Genomic DNA, 16,941 nt, shown 5'->3' with positions numbered 1-16,941 from the left:
CGTCACGGCGAGCCGGCCCGAGCCCGGTGCTGCGTCATCGGCCGCCGGGCTGGAAGATAGGGGAGATGCTCGCGTCGATGGAAGCCGTTCGCCGGCTCATGGATCTGCGGCACCGCGGCCGAGCTGAGGACCTGCCCGCGGTGCTGGCCGAGGCTGCCCCGCTGCTCGACGCGGAAGCCGCCGTCGTCCTGCTCGTCGACTACGGGCAGGTGGCGCTGCACCCGCTGCGCGGAACCAGTGTGGACACGGCGGGCGCCCGGGCCGTGGAGGGCACCCCGGCCGGGCGGGCGTTCACCACCGCCGAGCACCAGTGGGACGACGACGGCGGGCTGCTGTGGCTGCCGCTGCTGCACGGCTCCGAGCGGCTCGGCGTCCTGGAGTTCCGGGTCAAGGCGTACCCGTCCGAGGCCGCCCGGCACGACCTCGAGGTGATCGCCGCCCTGGTCGCCGAGCTGATCGCGAGCCGCCGGTTCTACGGCGACGCGGTCGAGCACACCCGGCGGCGGCTGCCCATGCAACTGGCCGCGGAGATCATCTGGAACCAGCTGCCGCCGCTGACCTTCGCCGTCGACGGCACCATGGTCACGGCGGTGCTCGAGCCCTGCTACGAGGTGGGCGGCGACGCGTTCGACTACGCGGCCAACGGCGACGTGCTGCACGTGGCGCTCTTCGACACGGTCGGTCACGGCATCAGCGCCAGCGCGCTGACCACGCTGACGCTCAACACGTACCGCAACGCCCGCCGGTCCGGGCTCTCGCTGACGGACACCTGCCGGTCGATCGACAAGTGGATCCGCGCGCAGTACCCGGGCCTCTTCGTCACCGCGCTCCTCGCCGAGCTGGAGATGTCCACCGGCCGGTACCGGCGGATCAGCGCCGGGCATCCCGCCGAGCTGTTCCTGCGCGCCGGCCGGGCGCTGCCCGCCCTGCCCACGCCGAACATGCTGCCGCTCGGCCTCGGCCACCTGCTGCGCCGGCTCCCGGAGGTGATCGAGGTGCAACTGGAGCCCGGCGACGCGCTGGTCCTCTACACCGACGGCATCACCGAGGCCCGCGACGCCTCGGGCGCGCTGTTCGGGGTGGACCGGCTCGGCGAGTTCCTGCTCGACGCCCTGCGCTCCGGCGCACCGGCCCCGGAGACGATGCGCCGCCTCATTCAGACCATCGTCTCGTACGAGGAGGGCGAGCTGCGCGACGACGCCACGGCCGCGATGCTCCAGTGGCGCCGCCACCTCACCTGATCCGGTGACGCCGCCGTCAACCGGGCGCGATTCAGGCGTACGGATCCACGGCCTCCACCCCGGCCAGCCACGCGGGCCGTTCCGAGCCGCTGCCCTCGCCCCACTCACACGCCGGGCCGACGTGCGGGTCGATCTCCAGTCCGTTCTCCAGGTCCCGCGCGTAGCGGAGCAGCAGCTCCTCCCAGGAGGGCGCCAGCACATCCCACTCCGCGCACTCGATGTCGACCCGGATGACCTGCCCCGGTGTGCCGCCGGGCGCCGGATCGAGGTCGAGCAGCCACCACACGTCGCCGTTCATGGTGGCCACGACGATCCGGCCGTCCGCGCCCATGAGGTGGTGCACCGGCCCGCCGATCCGCAGCATGCCGCGATCGATGAGGTAGGCCAGCCTGCCGGGGTCGTGGTAGTCCGGGTCGTCGTCCGCGTTGTCCCGCCACATCCGGGTGGCTTCGACGATCTCCTCGGCGCTGTAGAGGTGGTCCATCGGCAGCGGGTGCGGCATCCGCCAGCTCGTCCCGTTGTGGATCCGCAGGCTGGCCCGGAAGTCCGCGGGCAGCGTCAGCCCGAGTTCGTCCTCGGCGATGTCGATGGCGGCGTCGGCGGCCGGCCCCTCCAGATGCCGCACCGAGTCCGGGAGGACCCGCCGCAGCCCGTCCTCGATCCGCTCCCACGCCGCCCCGACCCGTCCCGTCACGCCGGGCAGTCTAAAGCCAAGATCGAAGATCTTCACCCCCACAGACACCGCCCCACCTCGCCGCGCCCCCGCCCACAGCTCGCCCCCACCTCACCGCACCCCGCCCACCGCGCGCCCACCCCATCGCACCGAGCGCCAGCCGCGCCGGCTCACAGGCAGGACAGCGCCGGCCGGATCTCGGCGCGGACGAGGGCACCCACAGCGGCATCGTGAACCCTGACCTACGCCATAGCCGAGACCAGGTCGCACACAGAGCAACCGTGTGCCCCCATCCACGCTGCTCCGAGCCTCCGTGCGCCCTCACCCCCGCGACCCGCGCCCACCGTGCGCCCCCGCGACCCGCGGCCACCGTGTGCCCCCGCGACCCGCGCCCACCGTGCGCCCCGCGACCCGCGGCCACCGTGTGCCCCCGCGAGCCGCGCCCACCGTGTGCCCGTGCCCCCGCCAGCCCAGCCGCGCGACCCAGCCGGGCGAAAGCGGACCGGTGTCCCTCACCCGACGGTGACCTCCGGGGCAAGAGGTAGGGTTTCCCCGTGACTGAGCCGGACACTTTCGCCGCCCGTGTGGAGCCGCATCTGCGTGCCGTCGAGGAGGCGATCGTTCCCGGCACCGACTGGGGCCGTGACTTCCAGCAGATCATCGACCGGATCCGCGAGGACGCCCGCAAGTCCGACGAGATGGAGCGCGAGGCCGGGCCGGACGGCTCGCTGGAGCAGCTGACCGCCGCGATCGACGAAAGCCTCGCGCTCGTCACTCAACTGGTCGCGAAACACTCAACCGCCGAGCACCCAACCGCCGAGCACTCACCCACCACCGAGCACTCACCCGGTCAGTAACAGCACGTGCAGGTGCCGGGGCCCGTGCACACCTTCCACCCGGTTCAGCTCGATGTCGCTCGTCGCCGACGGCCCGCTGATCCAGGTCAGCGGCCGCCGCGGGTCGAGCCGGGCGACCGCGTCCGGCACCGCCGCGACCACCTGTGACGGCCGCAGCACGCAGAAGTGCACGTCCGGCAGCAGGGTGATGATCCGCCGGCCCTGGTCGGGCGAGCCGTCGAGCACGATCGTGCCGGTCTCGGCCACTGCCACGGCCGCGGCGGTGAGCACGGCGTCGGCCGCGGCTATCCGGTCCGGCGCGAGGCCGTCGTCGGGGACGGCGCCGGCGGGGCGCCACGCGTGCGGCAGACCAGTGGGTACGATCACCGACTCCCCCGCCAGCCCGGTGACGGTCGAGGCGACCTCTTCCTCGCTGACCCGGTGCACGACGGCCTTGTAGTCGACGAGCCGGTCGATGAGCATCTCCAGCGAGGCATCCCGGCCGGCGGGGCGGTATTCGCGCGGCACCGGCGGCGGCACCGGAGCGTCCCGCAGCGCGGCCCGCACCCGCCCGAGGACCACCTCCCGAGAGGCCCTGTCCCGAGAGGCCGTGTCACGAGAGTCGCTCATCGTTTCGCCCACCAATCACGGAAGGTCTGCGCCGGGAACTCCGGCAGGTCCCGCCCCGCGGTCCAGCCGGACAGCGGTGGCGGCAGGCCCCGTCCACGACGCCCGGCGATCCGCGCGAGTTTGGCGGCGCGCTGCGCGGACGCGTACACCCGCGGGTTGTCCATGATCCGAGCCGCCGCCGCCATCGCGGCGCGCTCGGACCGCGGGTGTGGCGCCTCGTTGCGCAGGTGCACCAGCATGGACGGGATGTCGATCTTCACCGGGCAGGCGTCGAAGCAGGCCCCGCAGAGCGAGGACGCGAACGGCAGCGAGGCGTTGTCGGCCACGCCGGTGAGCTGCGGGGACAGCACCGCCCCGATCGGCCCGGGGTAGACCGAGCCGTAGGAGTGCCCGCCGGCCCGTTCGTAGACCGGGCACACGTTGAGGCAGGCCGAGCAGCGGATGCAGTGCAGCGCCGAGCGCCCGGCCGGGTCGGAGAGAACCGCACTACGACCGTTGTCCAGCAGGATCAGGTGGAAGTTCTGCGGGCCGTCACCGGGCGTCACCCCGGTCCACATGGTGGTGTATGGGTTCATCCGCTCCCCGGTCGACGCCCGGGGCAGCAGTTGCAGGAACACTTCGAGGTCCTGCCAGGTGGGCACCACCTTCTCGATGCCCATCACGGTGATCAGGGTGTCCGGCAGGGTGAGGCACATCCGGCCGTTGCCCTCCGACTCGACCACCGCGAGCGTCCCCGTCTCGGCGATCGCGAAGTTCGCCCCGCTGACCGCCACCTTCGTCGACAGGAACGTCTCCCGCAGATACTTCCGGGCCGCCGCCGCGAGCACCGGCGGGTCATCCGTCAGCGCCCTGTCCACGCCGGGCATCTCGCGCAGGAAGATCTCCCGGATCTCCGAGCGGTTGCGGTGGATCGCCGGCACCAGGATATGGCTGGGCTTGTCGTGGCCGAGCTGCACGATCAGCTCGGCGAGGTCGGTCTCGACCGGCGCGATGCCGGCGTCCTCCAGGGCCTCGTTGAGCCCGATCTCCTGGGTCGCCATCGATTTGACCTTGATGACCCGGTCCGAGCCGGTCTCCCTGACCAGCCGGGTGACGATCGCGTTGGCCTCGTTCGCGTCCGCCGCCCAGTGCACGACGCCGCCGGCGGCCGTGACCCGTTCCTCAAGCTGCTCCAGAAGTGAAGGCAGCCGGGACATCACGTCCGCCTTGATCGCCGACCCGGCGTCGCGCAGTTGCTGCCAGTCCGGCAGTTCCGCGATCACCTTGCCGGACTTGCCGCGGATCGTGGTGGTGGCGTGCCGCAGGTTGCGCCGCATCTGCGAGTTGGCGAGGGCATCGTGCGCGGCGTGCGGGAACGTCTGGTCGCCGCGCAGGTTGCCGACACCGCGCGGCGCGGTCACCGGCATGCCGAGGAAGGTGGTCATGATGACTCCGTCGAGGCGAGGATCTCGGCCAGGTGGACCGTACGCACGCCGGTCTTCAGCCGCGACAGGCCGCCGCCGATGTGCATGAGGCACGAGGCGTCACCGGCCGTGCAGACGTCCGCCCCGGTCGAGACGATGTGCGTCATCTTGTCGGCGAGCATCGCGGTCGACGTCTCGGCGTTCTTGATCGCGAACGTGCCGCCGAACCCGCAGCACTGCTCGGCGGCCGGCAGCTCGACCAGGTCGATGCCGCGCACCTGCCGGAGCAGGCGCAGCGGCTTGTCACCGACCCGGATCATCCGCAAACTGTGGCAGGTCGGGTGGTAGGTGACCCGGTGCGGATAGAACGCCCCGACGTCCTCGACCTTGAGCACGTCGATGAGCAGTTCCGACAATTCATATGTTCTCGCGGCGGCGTCCTCGACTCGGGCGACAAGTCCGGCATCGCCGTATTTCTCCGCGACCATCGAGTGCTGATGACGAATGGATCCCACACACGAGCCGGACGGCGCCACGATCACGTCATACGGCGCCATCACCGAGGCATACCGCTTCACCAGCGGCAACGCCTCTTTCTGATAGCCCGTGTTGACGTGCATCTGCCCGCAGCAGGTCTGTTCGAACGGGAACACCACCTCGTGACCGAGCCGCTCCAGCAGCAGCACTGTCGCCTTGGCCGCCGCCGGGAAGAGGGTGTCGGCCAGGCAGGTGGCGAAGAGCGCGATCCGCACGGTCACCTCCCTGCCCGCGCGGCCGCTGCCCGCCAGACAGCCTCGTCGCCGCGCGGCTCGTAACGCACGATGCGTTGAGTCTCGCGCACCAGCGCCCGCATCGCATCCAGACCGCCCTCGACCACGCCTGCCGCGCGGGCCTGCACGAGCAGGTTGCCGAGCGCGGTGGCCTCGACCGGGCCGGCCAGCACCGGCAGCCCGCAGGCGTCCGCGGTGAGCTGGCAGAGCAGCTCGTTGAGCGCTCCCCCGCCGACCAGGTGCACCGTGCTGACGTCGCGTCCGGAGAGTTCCCGGGCCTGGCGCACCGCGCGCCGTTGCGCGAGCGCCAGGCTGTCCAGGATGCACCGGGTGATCGTCGCGCGCCCGGCGCCGGCCGGCAGACCGGCCATCTTCCGCAGCCGGCCCTCCATGTCCCCGGGCGGCATGAAGACGGGGTCGTCCAAGTCCACGACGTAGGCCAGAAGGGGCTCGGCGGCGGCGGCGCGCAGCAGCTCCGGGAGCGACGGCGAGCCCCACTCGCGCAGGCACTCCTGCAACGGCCACAGCCCCATCACGTTCCGCAGGTACCGGATCGTGGAGTCGACGCCGCCCTCGTTGGTGAAGTTCGCCGCCCGCGACGCGTCGCTGAGCACCGGCTCGTCCAGCTCCAGCCCGACCAGCGACCAGGTGCCGCAGGAGATGTAGGCGAAGCCGGTCCCCTCGGCCGGCACCCCGACGATCGCGGACGCGGTGTCGTGCGAGCCGACCGCGACCACCGGCGTGCCCTCGTAGTAGCCGATCACGTCGCCCGGATGACGGATCGGCGGCAGCAGGTCAGCGCGCAGATCCAATCGCGAGATCAAGGACGACGACCATTCCCGGGTACGGACATCGAGCAGTCCCGTGGTCGACGCGTTCGTGTACTCCGCCCCGATCTCACCGGTCAGCCAGTAGGCGAGCAGGTCGGGCACCAGCAGCAGGCTCCGCGCGGCCTGGTACTGCGGGGTCTCCCGGGCCGCGACCAGCTGGTACACCGTGTTGAACGGCAGCGTCTGCAACCCGTTGACCCGGTAGAGGTCGCCGAGCCGTCCCGCCACCCCGTCGGTGCGCGCGTCCCGGTAGTGCACCGGGTTGCCGAGCAGCGCCCCGCTCGCGTCGAGCAGGCCGTAGTCGACCGCCCACGAGTCGATGCCGATGCTCGCCACCGGCCCGGCCTTGCGCAGGCCCTCGATCATCCCGCGGTACAGCGACAGGATGTCCCAGTGCAGGGTCCCGCCGACCCGCACCGGCTCGTTCGGGAACCGGTGCACGACCTCGAGTTCGAGCTTTCCGTCGCCGAGCCGGCCGACCACGACGCGCCCGCTGGACGCGCCGAGGTCGACCGCGGCGAATGCCGCTGTCGTCATCGCAGGAAGGCCGCCGCGACACCGGCGTCAACCGGAACGTGCAGGCCCGTGGTGTGCGACAGCTCGCCGGCCGTCAGCACGAAGACCGCGTTCGCCACGTGCTCCGGCAGCACCTCGCGCTTGAGCAGGGTGCGCTGCGCGTAGAACTCGCCCAGCTTCTCCTCCGGCACGCCGTAGACGGCCGCCCGCTGCGCGCCCCAGCCACTCGAGAAGATGCCGGAGCCGCGGACCACGCCGTCCGGGTTGATGCCGTTGACCTTGATGCCGTACCCGCCCAGTTCGGCCGCGAGAAGGCGTACCTGATGGGCCTGATCGGCTTTGGCGGCGCCGTAGGCGACGTTGTTCGGACCGGCGAAGAGCGAGTTCTTGCTGGAGATGTAGACGATGTCGCCGCCCATGCCCTGCGCGATCAGCACCTTCGCCGCGGCCTTGGCGACCAGGAAGGAGCCCTTCGCCATCACGTCGTGCTGGATGTCCCAGTCCTGCTCGCTGGTCTCCAGCAGCGGCTTGGAGATCGACAGGCCGGCGTTGTTGACCACCAGGTCGACGCCGCCGAAGGCTCGGGTGGCGGTCTTCAGCGCCGCTTCGACAGCGGCCTCGTCGGTCACGTCGGCCTGGACGCTGATGGCCGCGTCCGGGCCGCCGATCTCCCGGGCGACCGTCTCGGCCGCGGCCGCGTCCCGGTCGGCGACGACCACGACCGCGCCCTCGGCGGCGAGCCGCAGCGCGATGGCCCGGCCGATGCCGGAGCCACCGCCGGTCACGAACGCGATCCGGGTCGCGAGCGGCTTCGGCTTCGGCATCCGCTGCAGCTTCGCCTCCTCCAGCGACCAGTACTCGATGCGGAACTTCTCCGACTCGTCGATCGGCTGGTAGCGCGAGACCGACTCGGCGCCGCGCATCACGTTGATGGCGTTGACGTAGAACTCGCCGGCCACCCGGGCGGTCTGCTTGTTCGCGCCGAACGAGAACATGCCGACACCCGGCACCAGCACGATCGCCGGGTCCGCGCCGCGGATCGCCGGGCTCTCCGGGGTGGCGTGCCGCTCGTAGTAGGCGCGGTAGTCCTCGCGGTACGCCGCATGCAGCTCCTTGAGCCGTTCGATCACCTCGTCGAGCGGCGCGTCCGGGGCGGTGTCCACGACCAGGGGCTTCACTTTGGTACGCAGGAAGTGGTCCGGGCAGGACGTGCCGAGGGCGGCCAGCTCGGCGAGCCGCTCACTGCCGGCGAAGTCGAGCACCACGTCGCTGTCGGTGTAGTGGCCGACCTGCGGGCGGTCGGTGGAGGCGAGACCGCGGATCACCGGGAAGAGGACCGCTGCGCGCTCCGCCCGTACCTCCGGCGCCAGCGGCTGGTGGATCGTCGCGCCGAACGGCGCGCTGCGGCCGTGCTCGGCCAGATAGGCCGCGGCGGTCGAGATGATCTCGTTGGAGTTCCGCTCGCACTCGTCGCTCGTGGCGCCCCACGCCGTGATGCCGTGACCGCCGAGGATCACACCGATCGCCTGCGGGTTGGCCTTCTGCACGGTGGCGATGTCGAGGCCGAGCTGGAAGCCGGGGCGGCGCCAGTCCACCCAGACCACCCGGTCGCCGAAGATCTCCTTGGTCAGCGCCGGCCCGTCGGCGGCCGTCGCGATCGCGATGCCGGCGTCCGGGTGCAGGTGGTCGACGTGCGGAACGTCGACGAGGCCGTGCATGGCGGTGTCGATGCTGGGCGCGGCGCCACCCCGCCCGTGCAGGCAGTAGTCGAACGCGGCGACCATCTCGTCCTCGCGCTCGAGGCCGGGGTAGACGTTCGGCAGGGCCTTGAGCCGGTCAAGGCGGAGCACGGCGAGACCGCTTTCGGTCAGCGTGCCGAGATCGCCGCCGGAGCCCTTCACCCAGAGCAGGTCGACGTTCTGACCGGTGACCGGGTCGATGTCGGCGCCCTTGGCGGACGTATTGCCGCCGGCGTAGTTGGTCGTGCGGGGATCCGCGCCGAGGCGGTTCGAGCGGGCGATGAGCTCGGCGACTACGGGGTTCGTCATGACGGTCCTTCAGGCCGGGGCGGGGTTCCCTCTGGTGATTTCACAACGCTCGCGGTTTTCGGTTTTCGCTGCTCACGGGGGTTGTCCCGGGGCGGCTCACGGTACTCGTGGTGCTTCGCGCGTGAAACGTTTCAGAGTTACGGACACATTACGCGGATGCTGTGACGTGGGTCAAGCACCGGCGCTCCGCACCCCTGCGGCCAACACGACACTCACGACCAGCCGGTCCGGCCGGCCTCAGCGTTCCCCCGTCAACACGACACCCACCACCAGCGGTCCCCGTCTACACGACACCCACCCCCAGCGGGCCGGCCGGCGCCGAACGCCCGCAACGGTCCTTCGGCAGCACTGACCCTGTTGGCTGAAACCTTGTCGCCCGGCAGTGCTCCGATTCGGCCGCGTGTCACGGTCGGTCGCCGCTGATCGTGGAGCGCTATGGGGTCTGCGTCATTCCGCAGGGCCTGGGGCGTCCGCAGATTTCCGAAAAGCGCGACGTTGACCGCAGATGCCGGCACGCAGGGTGACAACGGTTGGCGCTGATGGGCGGCGTCCCGGCCCTGGTCGTCCGCTGGCCCCGCAGCGACGATGACCCCGCCCCCGGCAACGTTGACGCGTCCGCGAGCACCAACCACCAGCCGGACCAGCTGGTCGGGGGTCCTCGGCTGGCGTGGATCGTGGAAAGTCCTGGCCCGGCTGGCGCTCAGAGCTCACAAACACCTTGGGCCACGACACTGACGGCCAGCCGGACCAGCTGGCGCACAGAGCTGATCATGCGACGGCCCCATGGAACAGCCATCCGGGACCACGAAAAATCGCAGTTCAGCGTACTTTTGTACGCATGACCGTCAGCGAGAAGAGCATGCACGCCCGGATGCTCGCCGGTGAGTTGTACATCGCGGATGATCCGGACATCGCCCGGGCGTCGGCCCGGGCGCAGCGCCTCACCCACGAGATCAACACGATCGACCCGACGGACTACGGCCGGCGGCGCGAGCTGCTGACCGAACTGCTCGGCGCGTTCGGCGAGGGCAGCGAGATCCGGCCGTCGTTCAACTGCGACTACGGCTTCCAGACGACGGTCGGCGCACGGACGTTCGCGAACTTCGGGCTGGTCATCCTCGACGTCGCCACGGTGACGATCGGCGACGACGTGCAGATCGGGCCGAACGTCCAGCTGCTCACCGCCACCCATCCGCTCGAACCCGGACCGCGCCGTGACAAGTGGGAGTCGGCGGAGCCGATCGTGATCGGCGACAACGTCTGGCTCGGCGGCGGAGTGATCGTCTGCCCGGGCGTGACGATCGGCGAGAACACCGTGGTCGGCGCGGGGTCGGTGGTCGTCAAGGATCTGCCGCCGAACGTGGTCGCGGTCGGTTCGCCGGCGCGCGTCATCCGCGACCTGTGAACCCGACGCGCGCCGACGGAGTCGTGCGTCAGCCCCGCCGGCCGGACGATCAGCATCGCCGGACCCGGCGGCACGATCCGGACCGCAAGGACCGCATCGTCGACGCCGCGATCCGGGTGATCGCCCGGCACGGCGTCGCCGGCACCACGCACCGGCTGATCGCTGCCGAGGCCGATGTGCCGCTGGGCTCGCTCACCTACCACTTCACCGGGCTCGACGACCTGCGCGCGCAGGCGTTCCGCAAGCACGCCGAGCGGATGTCGGTGACCTACGCCGCGCACTTCGACGAGGTCAGCACGCACGAGCAGCTGATCGACGCGGTCACCCGGCTGATCTCCGGCGACGCGGGCGCCGACCAGGACGACTGGGCGTTCGCCTACGAGCTGTACCTGGCAGCGCTCCGCGACCCGGCCCTGCGGGACGTCACCGAGACGTGGATGCGAACCAGCCGGTCGGTGCTGGAGCGCTTCGTCGACCCGGTGACGGCCCGCGGGGTGGACGCCCTGATCGAGGGCTTGGTGATGCACAAGATCCTGGCCACCACCCCGGTCCCGGTGGAGGAGATCCGCGCGATAGTCGCCCGGGTCCTGACCCGCTGATCGGCCGGCCCGGCCCCACTCGCCGCCATGGCCGCACTCGCCGCGATGGCCGGCCGCACCGAGCGCGGCTGGCTAGACCGGCACGCTGACGGCCGCGGTCGGCTCCCGATGACGGCAGAAGATCAGCACCACCAGGCTTCCGGCCGCCGCCAGCGCGGCGGACACCAGCATCGCCGCGTCCAGCCCGGCGGCGAAGTCCGTCCGCCCCTGCACCACGGTCCCCAGCACCGCCACCCCGAACGCGAACCCCAGCTGCCGGAACGCGTTCAACGCCCCGCCGGCCATCCCGCTGCGCTCCCGGGGCACTTCGCCGAGCACCGCGGACGACAGCGTCGGCAGCACGATCCCGATCCCGAGTCCGACAAGGATCAGCCCGGGAATCAGCACCCCACCATCGCTGGACGCCGACACCCGCATCTGCAGAAGGTCTCCGGCCGCCACCAGCAGCAGGCCGGCGCCGACCGTCCACCGAGCCGGCACCCGCTGCAATCCCCGGCCCGCGAACACTCCGACGAGAAACGACGCGAGACTCATCGGCAGCGCGCCGAGCAGACCGGCGTCGACCGGACCGTGCCCGAGGATCCGCTGCAGCCAGACCGTCGTATAGGGCATGACCGAGAACGCCGCCGCCTGGGTGAGGAACGCCGCCGCGATCAGCGACGCGAACGGCGCCCGCCGGAACAGGCTGAGATCCAGCATCGGGTGATCGGACCGCCGCTCGGCCAGCCGGAACAGCACGATCCCGACGACCCCGGCGACGAACGACCCCACCGTCACGCCGGCGCCCCATCCCGACGAGGACGCCGAGATCAACCCGTACGTGATCGCCCCGGCCGCCAGCGTGAACGCCACCGTGCCGGGCAGATCGAACCGCCCACCCCACGGCGCCCGCGACTCCGTGACGCCGCGCAGCGTGAACCAGGCGGCGGCGGCACAGACCGGCAGGTTGATCAGGAAGATCCAGTGCCAGCCGAGGTGCTCGGTGAGCAGCCCGCCGGCGATCGGGCCGGCCGCCGCGGCCGCGCCGTTGACGGCACCCCAGACACCGAACGCGAGTCCCCGGTCACGGCCCTGGTAGGTGACGTTGAGCAGGGCGGTCGTGGTGGCGAACATCGCGGCGCCGCCGGCGCCCTGCAGGATCCGGGCCCCGATCAGGGTGGCGGCGTCCGGCGCGAGCGCGCAGAGCACGGACGAGGCAGCGAAAACCGCAAGCCCGATCAGGTACGTGCGCCGGCGCCCGTACCGATCGGCAAGCGACCCCGCGCCGAGCAGCAGCGCAGCCAGCGCCAATGCGTAACCATCGAGGACCCATTGCAGGTCGTCGTCGCCGGCACCGAGGCTGGTGGCGATGTCCGGCAGGGCGACCACGACGACGGTGACGTCGACGAGCAGGAGGAACGTACCGAGACAGATGGCGACGAGCGGTGACCATTTGCGCATGCGAACCACTCTCCCCGCCGAGCGACGAACCGAACGAACCAGATCGGCAAGGTTGACGGATCTCGACACTGCGGTACAACGGTGAAGTGGAAATCGACTCTCTGGACCGCCAGGTGATCCACGCGCTGCGCATCAACGGCAGAGCCGGCTACCGGGAGATCGGCGCGGTGCTCGGCGTCTCCGACCAGACCGTCGCGCGGCGTTACCGCAGGCTGCGCGCCGAGGCCGGCCTGCGGGTGGTGGCCCTGCCCAACCCGCTCACGCTCGGACAGGAGATGTGGACCATCCGGTTGCACACGGCGCCCGATGCGGCAGTCAAGATCGCCGAGGCGCTGGCGCGCCGCCGGGACACCGTCTGGGTCAGTCTGACCAGCGGCGGGACAGAGATTTCCTGCAGCGTACGGGTACCGGCCGCCGCCGACTGGGAGTCGCTGCTCCTGGAGAAGCTGCCCCGTACGCCGCGCCTTGTCTCGGTGACCGCCCACTGCCTGATCCACCAGTTCGCCGGCGGCGCGACCGGAGCCGACCGGCGCGACCAGGCGTTGACCGACGAGCAGATCAGAGCCCTGACCCCGGAACGGCCGCCCGCCGCCGCGACGCCGCCCGGCGCCGGGAAGCTCCCCGGTCCCGCGAATCCGGCCGGCGCCGCGTCGTTGCCCGGCCCCGCGAAGCAGCCCGGCCCCGCGAAACTGCCCGGTCCCACGAAACTGCCCGGCGCTGGCAATCTGTCCGGCGCCGGGTCGCTGGCCGGCGTGGCGAAACTGACTGACGCTGACGACCGGTTGATCGACGCGCTGGCCCGCGACGGCCGGATCGGTTACACCGAACTGGCGGCGGCAACCGGCTGGCCGGAGTCGACCGTCCGGCGCCGGCTGCGTGACCTGCTCGGCACCGGCGCCCTCTTCTGCGACGTGGAGGTGGGCCCGGACGCCCTCGGATACCGGGGCAGGGTGATGCTCTGGCTGTCGGTGGCCCCGTCCCGGCTCGCAGCGGTCGGCGCCGCGCTGGCATCACACGAGGAGGTGGTGTTCGCGGCCGCCACCACCGGCCCGACGAACCTCACCGCCACGGTGGTGTGCCAGGACATGGCCGAGTTCTACCGCTACTTGACCGAGAAGATCGGCTCGCTCGACGGGGTGGAGCGAGTCGAGTCCGCGCCGCTGCTGCGCCACGTGAAGCAAGTCGGGTCGATCAGTTGACGATCCCGTGCAACATTCCGGCGCCCCGATACGTCTTGATCTATAAGGGCACTCCCCTGCCCCCGGGGACCGTGCCCTGCACGGAGGCGGCGACGGTACCGATGCGGACCGTCGCCGCTCCCCATCAACAAGACGCTCAACACTAGCCGTCAACATGAGCCGTCAACGTGCGCTGTCAACATGCGCTGTCAACATGCGCCATCAACGCGTGCCGTCAACATGGTCGTCAACACGCGCCGTCAACTCGAGCGCTCAATGTTGACAATCAACGCGTAGCGTCACAGCCAAAACTCACCGTCACAGCCAAACTCACCGTGACAGCCGAAACTCACTGCTGAGCAGCAAGCCCGCCAGTCGCGCTCAGGACCAGTCAATACGAACTGTGGACATGAGTCCTCTTCAGCGGCAGATCATCACCGGGTGACCGTCCGGATCGGCGACGTATGCCATCCGCTCGCCCCACGGCTGGTCGGCGGGCTCGACCAGCACCGGCACGCCCTTATTGCGCAGCTCACCGATCGCCGCATCCACGTCGTCGGTATAGACGCAGAGCTCGAACTGATGCCCGGCACGCGGCCGGATCGGCAGGCCGTGCGAGCCGTCCTGCCCGTCGGTCACCTGGACGACCGAGATCGCCGACGTTCCCAGCTGGAGCGAGACGAACTCACCGAACCGGTACGTCTCGGTGAACCCGAGCAGATCACGGTAGAACCCGAGAGACGCTGTCACATCCTGGACGTAGACGATCGGATGGGCATCGCGGAAGACGGCCATGCGGTCACGCTAACGCCGCATCCGGGCGCCCGCTCGCAGCATCGGACCGAGTAACCCGGTCAGGGCCGCCATCCGCCGGGGATACGACACCAGCGCCGGCCGCTTCCGCACGCAGCGCATCAGCACGCCGGCCGCCTGCTCCGCCGAGATCCGGAACGGCGTGACCGGCGACGTCGCCATCTTGGTGTCGACGAATCCGAAACGGACAGTAGTCACGGCGACGCTGCGCGGGCGCAGCGCCGCGTCAAGACCCATCAGGTACGAGGTGAGCCCCGCCTTGGACGCCGCATAACCGGACGCGTCGGCGGAGATCAACCCGTCCGCCATGCTGGACAGGCCGATCAGGTGTCCCGTCCGGCCGCCAGCATGCGCGGCACGACCGCCTCGGCCGCGCGCGCGGACTCACGCCGGGTTCTGCGCCCGGAACTCCTCGATCCGGCGCACGATGGCCGCCGCGCCCGCGTTCCACGGGGCGCCGTGACCCGGCAGCACCCATGTCACGTCCAGCTCGGCGATCCGCGCGAGGGACGCGGCCGCCTGCGCCGGATCGTCGGTGAACGGCGCGGGCTGCGGCCCGTTCTCGCCGGTCAGCACGGATCGGGTGGTCAGCGCGTCACCGACGAACACCGCGTCGGCCGCCGCCGAGTGGATCGCGACGCTCCCCGGCGAGTGCCCGGGCAGCTCGATGATCCGCGGCGCGCCCGGCAGGTCGAGCACCTGACCGTCCTCGATCGTCACCACGTCACGGACATAGGTCGTCTTCAGGCCGCCCGTGCGGGACGCGTACCAGAGAAAGCGCGCGAGCGCGCCCACCTTGATCTTGCCCCACTTGGTCTTGGGTTTGATCTCGCCGCGGGCGCGGGCGGCGTCGGCCGCGTGGACGAAGACCGGCACGCCGTGATCACGCCGCAGGCGCTCCGCGAAGCCCAGATGGTCGCTGTCGCCGTGCGTGAGAACGATGCCGCGGATGTCGCGGACGGTGCGGCCCAGACCGTCCAGTTCGCTGATCAGTTCCGGCCACTGACCGGAGAGACCGGCGTCGATGACCGTGACGCCGTCGTCGGTCACGATCAGGTAGACCGCCACGATGTCGTTGCCGATGCGGTGGAGTTGAGGACCAAGCTTCATGAAAGCTAAGATACATAGCTATCATGGCTACGGTCAATAGCTATCGAAGGGAGCGCGTATGCCGACGCCGGAACGCACATCGCTCGACCAGATCATCACGGCCGCCCGGGAGATCCTCGAAGCCGACGGCCTGGACCGCCTCACCATGCAGGCCGTCGCCGAGCGGGTCGGTGTCCGCGCGCCGTCGCTCTACAAGCGGGTCCGCAACCGCGAAGCCCTGGTCAGCCTCGTCGTGAAAGCCACCGTCGAGGACCTGGGAGCGCAGCTGCACGCCGTGCCCCGCACCGCCGCTCCCCGCACGGATCTCGCCGCGCTGGCCCGCGCCTTCCGGACGTTCGCGCACGCCCGCCCCGCCGGTTACCGCCTGATTCTCGGGTGGACCCCGGAGGCGGTGCCGACCGACATCGACATGCTGACCAAGGCGAGCGCGCCGGTCCTGGAGGTGGCCGCCGAACTGGCCGGCCCCGAGCAGGCCTTGAACGCCGCACGCCTCTTCACCGCGTGGGGCAACGGCTTCATCAGCATGGAGCTGGCCGGCGCGTTCAATCTGGGCGGGGACGTCGAGGCCGCTTTCGAGTACGGCATAGCGCACCTGGCCGAGGCCATCGAGCGGTAGCCGTCGCGAGGCCCGGCCCGGGCAGGCTGACACAACTGACGACCCGGCCACAGGTTCGCGAGCCGTAGCGCAGCCGGAAAGCGGCCGGAATCCGGGGCGCCGCGGTCCGCGTGAAACCCGGATCAGCGCCCGGTAGTGATCAGGCGGCGCGCTATTCTCCCGCGCATGGATTCCCGCATCGCCCCCGCGCTGAAGGACCTCGACGCGGTCGACTGGGCGGCGCTGGAGCACGCCTACGGGACGGCCGACGACGTGCCGGACATGATCCACGGGCTGCTGTCAGCGGACCCGGAGGAACGGCACGAAAGCCGTGACGCTCTCATTTCCAGCATCGCCCACCAGGGCACACCCTATCCGGCGAGCGCCCCGGCCGTCCCCTTCCTGCTCGCCTTGCTCGACGACCCGGCCACCCCGGATCGCGGCGAGCTGATCGATCTGATCGCCTTCGTGGCGCCCGGGCAACCCTGGCTGCCCGGGCAGCTCTGGGCACCCGGGGAGCCGGAGGAGAGACGGTTCCCGGTGCCGGAGCCCGGGGGCGTGTACCGGGCCACCTACGACGCTGTCGCGCGGGGCATCCCGATTTTCGTGGCGCTGCTCGGCGACGACGACGCCGAGGTCGCGGTTCCGGCGGCGATGGCCCTCGCCGCGTTTCCGGAGCACGCCGCGGTGACCGTACCCCCGTTGGCTCTTGTCGCGGCGGAGAGCGACGCGCCCACCGCCGTGACCACGACGGCGCTGCTGGCGCTCGGCGCCACCGCACCCCGACCCCCCCCCCCCGCGGACCCCAGACGAACATTCAACCGCAGCAAAACAAGAACAACGTGGATAAGGTG

At 71.0% G+C, this 16,941-nt stretch carries 16 protein-coding genes and 1 pseudogene; 7 read left to right on the top strand and 10 right to left on the bottom strand.

Features of this window, described 5'->3' with window-relative positions; all coding sequences use genetic code 11:
* Window positions 1-77 precede the first annotated feature (77 nt).
* Window positions 78-1,241, top strand: a complete 1,164-nt coding sequence (locus AB0F72_RS22015) for a PP2C family protein-serine/threonine phosphatase (RefSeq protein WP_360434297.1) — start codon at window positions 78-80, stop codon at window positions 1,239-1,241.
* A gap of 31 nt (window positions 1,242-1,272) precedes the next feature.
* Here the strand turns inward: AB0F72_RS22015 and AB0F72_RS22010 are convergent, their stop codons facing one another.
* The gene (locus AB0F72_RS22010) at window positions 1,273-1,935 is read right to left on the bottom strand and encodes an SMI1/KNR4 family protein (RefSeq protein ID WP_360434294.1); all 663 of its coding nucleotides are present in this window, start codon (window positions 1,933-1,935) and stop codon (window positions 1,273-1,275) included.
* A gap of 533 nt (window positions 1,936-2,468) precedes the next feature.
* Between AB0F72_RS22010 and AB0F72_RS22005 the strand changes: the two genes are divergently transcribed.
* Window positions 2,469-2,771: a hypothetical protein gene (locus tag AB0F72_RS22005; RefSeq protein WP_360434291.1), complete on the top strand. Its 303-nt coding sequence runs from the start codon at window positions 2,469-2,471 to the stop codon at window positions 2,769-2,771.
* Here the strand turns inward: AB0F72_RS22005 and AB0F72_RS22000 are convergent.
* From AB0F72_RS22000 to AB0F72_RS21980, 5 genes are read right to left on the bottom strand one after another with little or no spacing between them, the layout of a single operon-like run.
* Window positions 2,757-3,380: an LUD domain-containing protein gene (locus tag AB0F72_RS22000; RefSeq protein WP_360434288.1), complete on the bottom strand. Its 624-nt coding sequence runs from the start codon at window positions 3,378-3,380 to the stop codon at window positions 2,757-2,759. The genes AB0F72_RS22005 and AB0F72_RS22000 overlap by 15 nt on opposite strands.
* Entirely contained in the window at window positions 3,377-4,804 is a 1,428-nt protein-coding gene (locus AB0F72_RS21995; protein ID WP_360434285.1) for a LutB/LldF family L-lactate oxidation iron-sulfur protein, read from the bottom strand. The genes AB0F72_RS22000 and AB0F72_RS21995 overlap by 4 nt, the downstream gene beginning before the upstream one ends.
* Window positions 4,801-5,535, bottom strand: a complete 735-nt coding sequence (locus AB0F72_RS21990; protein ID WP_360434282.1) for a (Fe-S)-binding protein — start codon at window positions 5,533-5,535, stop codon at window positions 4,801-4,803. Before AB0F72_RS21990 ends, AB0F72_RS21995 begins: the two co-directional genes overlap by 4 nt.
* 2 nt (window positions 5,536-5,537) lie before the next feature.
* The gene (locus AB0F72_RS21985; RefSeq protein WP_360434279.1) at window positions 5,538-6,920 is read right to left on the bottom strand and encodes a rhamnulokinase family protein; all 1,383 of its coding nucleotides are present in this window, start codon (window positions 6,918-6,920) and stop codon (window positions 5,538-5,540) included.
* On the bottom strand, window positions 6,917-8,947 hold the full coding sequence (locus tag AB0F72_RS21980) for a bifunctional aldolase/short-chain dehydrogenase (RefSeq protein WP_360434276.1): 2,031 nt from the start codon (window positions 8,945-8,947) through the stop codon (window positions 6,917-6,919). Before AB0F72_RS21980 ends, AB0F72_RS21985 begins: the two co-directional genes overlap by 4 nt.
* An 838-nt stretch (window positions 8,948-9,785) precedes the next feature.
* On the opposite strand from AB0F72_RS21980, the gene AB0F72_RS21975 reads away from it, so the two are divergent.
* Together AB0F72_RS21975 and AB0F72_RS21970 are read left to right on the top strand one after the other, a co-directional pair.
* Window positions 9,786-10,352, top strand: a complete 567-nt coding sequence (locus AB0F72_RS21975) for a sugar O-acetyltransferase (protein WP_360434273.1) — start codon at window positions 9,786-9,788, stop codon at window positions 10,350-10,352.
* A 23-nt stretch (window positions 10,353-10,375) separates the two neighbouring features.
* Window positions 10,376-10,951: a TetR family transcriptional regulator gene (locus AB0F72_RS21970; protein WP_360434270.1), complete on the top strand. Its 576-nt coding sequence runs from the start codon at window positions 10,376-10,378 to the stop codon at window positions 10,949-10,951.
* A 72-nt stretch (window positions 10,952-11,023) separates the two neighbouring features.
* Here the strand turns inward: AB0F72_RS21970 and AB0F72_RS21965 are convergent, their stop codons facing one another.
* The gene (locus AB0F72_RS21965; RefSeq protein WP_360434267.1) at window positions 11,024-12,391 is read right to left on the bottom strand and encodes an MFS transporter; all 1,368 of its coding nucleotides are present in this window, start codon (window positions 12,389-12,391) and stop codon (window positions 11,024-11,026) included.
* 86 nt (window positions 12,392-12,477) lie between these two features.
* Between AB0F72_RS21965 and AB0F72_RS21960 the strand changes: the two genes are divergently transcribed.
* The gene (locus AB0F72_RS21960; RefSeq protein ID WP_360434263.1) at window positions 12,478-13,590 is read left to right on the top strand and encodes an AsnC family transcriptional regulator; all 1,113 of its coding nucleotides are present in this window, start codon (window positions 12,478-12,480) and stop codon (window positions 13,588-13,590) included.
* A 399-nt stretch (window positions 13,591-13,989) separates the two neighbouring features.
* Here AB0F72_RS21960 and AB0F72_RS21955 read toward each other — a convergent pair whose 3' ends face one another.
* From AB0F72_RS21955 to AB0F72_RS21945, 3 genes are all read right to left on the bottom strand, one after another.
* On the bottom strand, window positions 13,990-14,364 hold the full coding sequence (locus AB0F72_RS21955; protein WP_360434260.1) for a VOC family protein: 375 nt from the start codon (window positions 14,362-14,364) through the stop codon (window positions 13,990-13,992).
* Between the two features lie 9 nt (window positions 14,365-14,373).
* Entirely contained in the window at window positions 14,374-14,691 is a 318-nt protein-coding gene (locus AB0F72_RS21950; RefSeq protein WP_360434257.1) for an SDR family NAD(P)-dependent oxidoreductase, read from the bottom strand.
* A gap of 75 nt (window positions 14,692-14,766) precedes the next feature.
* Window positions 14,767-15,492 carry an MBL fold metallo-hydrolase gene (locus AB0F72_RS21945; RefSeq protein WP_360434254.1) on the bottom strand — a complete coding sequence of 242 codons (726 nt, stop codon included), beginning with the start codon at window positions 15,490-15,492 and terminating at the stop codon, window positions 14,767-14,769.
* A 58-nt stretch (window positions 15,493-15,550) separates the two neighbouring features.
* On the opposite strand from AB0F72_RS21945, the gene AB0F72_RS21940 reads away from it, so the two are divergent.
* Together AB0F72_RS21940 and AB0F72_RS21935 are read left to right on the top strand one after the other, a co-directional pair.
* Entirely contained in the window at window positions 15,551-16,108 is a 558-nt protein-coding gene (locus tag AB0F72_RS21940; protein WP_360434251.1) for a TetR/AcrR family transcriptional regulator, read from the top strand.
* Between the two features lie 165 nt (window positions 16,109-16,273).
* A pseudogene (locus tag AB0F72_RS21935) lies at window positions 16,274-16,941 on the top strand (hypothetical protein); the annotation flags it as partial.

This window comes from Actinoplanes sp. NPDC023936, from assembly GCF_040639325.1.
Taxonomy (GTDB): domain Bacteria; phylum Actinomycetota; class Actinomycetes; order Mycobacteriales; family Micromonosporaceae; genus Actinoplanes.
The sequence above is the reverse complement of the archived record's forward strand: the minus strand, read 5'-3'. Positions and strand labels throughout refer to the sequence as shown.

What these genes read in the sequence shown, in the direction of transcription:
- AB0F72_RS22015 (WP_360434297.1), top strand. Translation starts at nt 78, where the DNA reads ATGGAAGCCGTTCGCCGGCTCATGGATCTGCGGCACCGCGGCCGAGCT.
- AB0F72_RS22000 (WP_360434288.1), bottom strand. Translation starts at nt 3,380, where the DNA reads ATGAGCGACTCTCGTGACACGGCCTCTCGGGACAGGGCCTCTCGGGAG.
- AB0F72_RS21995 (WP_360434285.1), bottom strand. Translation starts at nt 4,804, where the DNA reads ATGACCACCTTCCTCGGCATGCCGGTGACCGCGCCGCGCGGTGTCGGC.
- AB0F72_RS21985 (WP_360434279.1), bottom strand. Translation starts at nt 6,920, where the DNA reads ATGACGACAGCGGCATTCGCCGCGGTCGACCTCGGCGCGTCCAGCGGG.
- AB0F72_RS21980 (WP_360434276.1), bottom strand. Translation starts at nt 8,947, where the DNA reads ATGACGAACCCCGTAGTCGCCGAGCTCATCGCCCGCTCGAACCGCCTC.
- AB0F72_RS21975 (WP_360434273.1), top strand. Translation starts at nt 9,786, where the DNA reads ATGACCGTCAGCGAGAAGAGCATGCACGCCCGGATGCTCGCCGGTGAG.
- AB0F72_RS21965 (WP_360434267.1), bottom strand. Translation starts at nt 12,391, where the DNA reads ATGCGCAAATGGTCACCGCTCGTCGCCATCTGTCTCGGTACGTTCCTC.
- AB0F72_RS21955 (WP_360434260.1), bottom strand. Translation starts at nt 14,364, where the DNA reads ATGGCCGTCTTCCGCGATGCCCATCCGATCGTCTACGTCCAGGATGTG.
- AB0F72_RS21950 (WP_360434257.1), bottom strand. Translation starts at nt 14,691, where the DNA reads ATGGCGGACGGGTTGATCTCCGCCGACGCGTCCGGTTATGCGGCGTCC.
- AB0F72_RS21945 (WP_360434254.1), bottom strand. Translation starts at nt 15,492, where the DNA reads ATGAAGCTTGGTCCTCAACTCCACCGCATCGGCAACGACATCGTGGCG.
- AB0F72_RS21940 (WP_360434251.1), top strand. Translation starts at nt 15,551, where the DNA reads ATGCCGACGCCGGAACGCACATCGCTCGACCAGATCATCACGGCCGCC.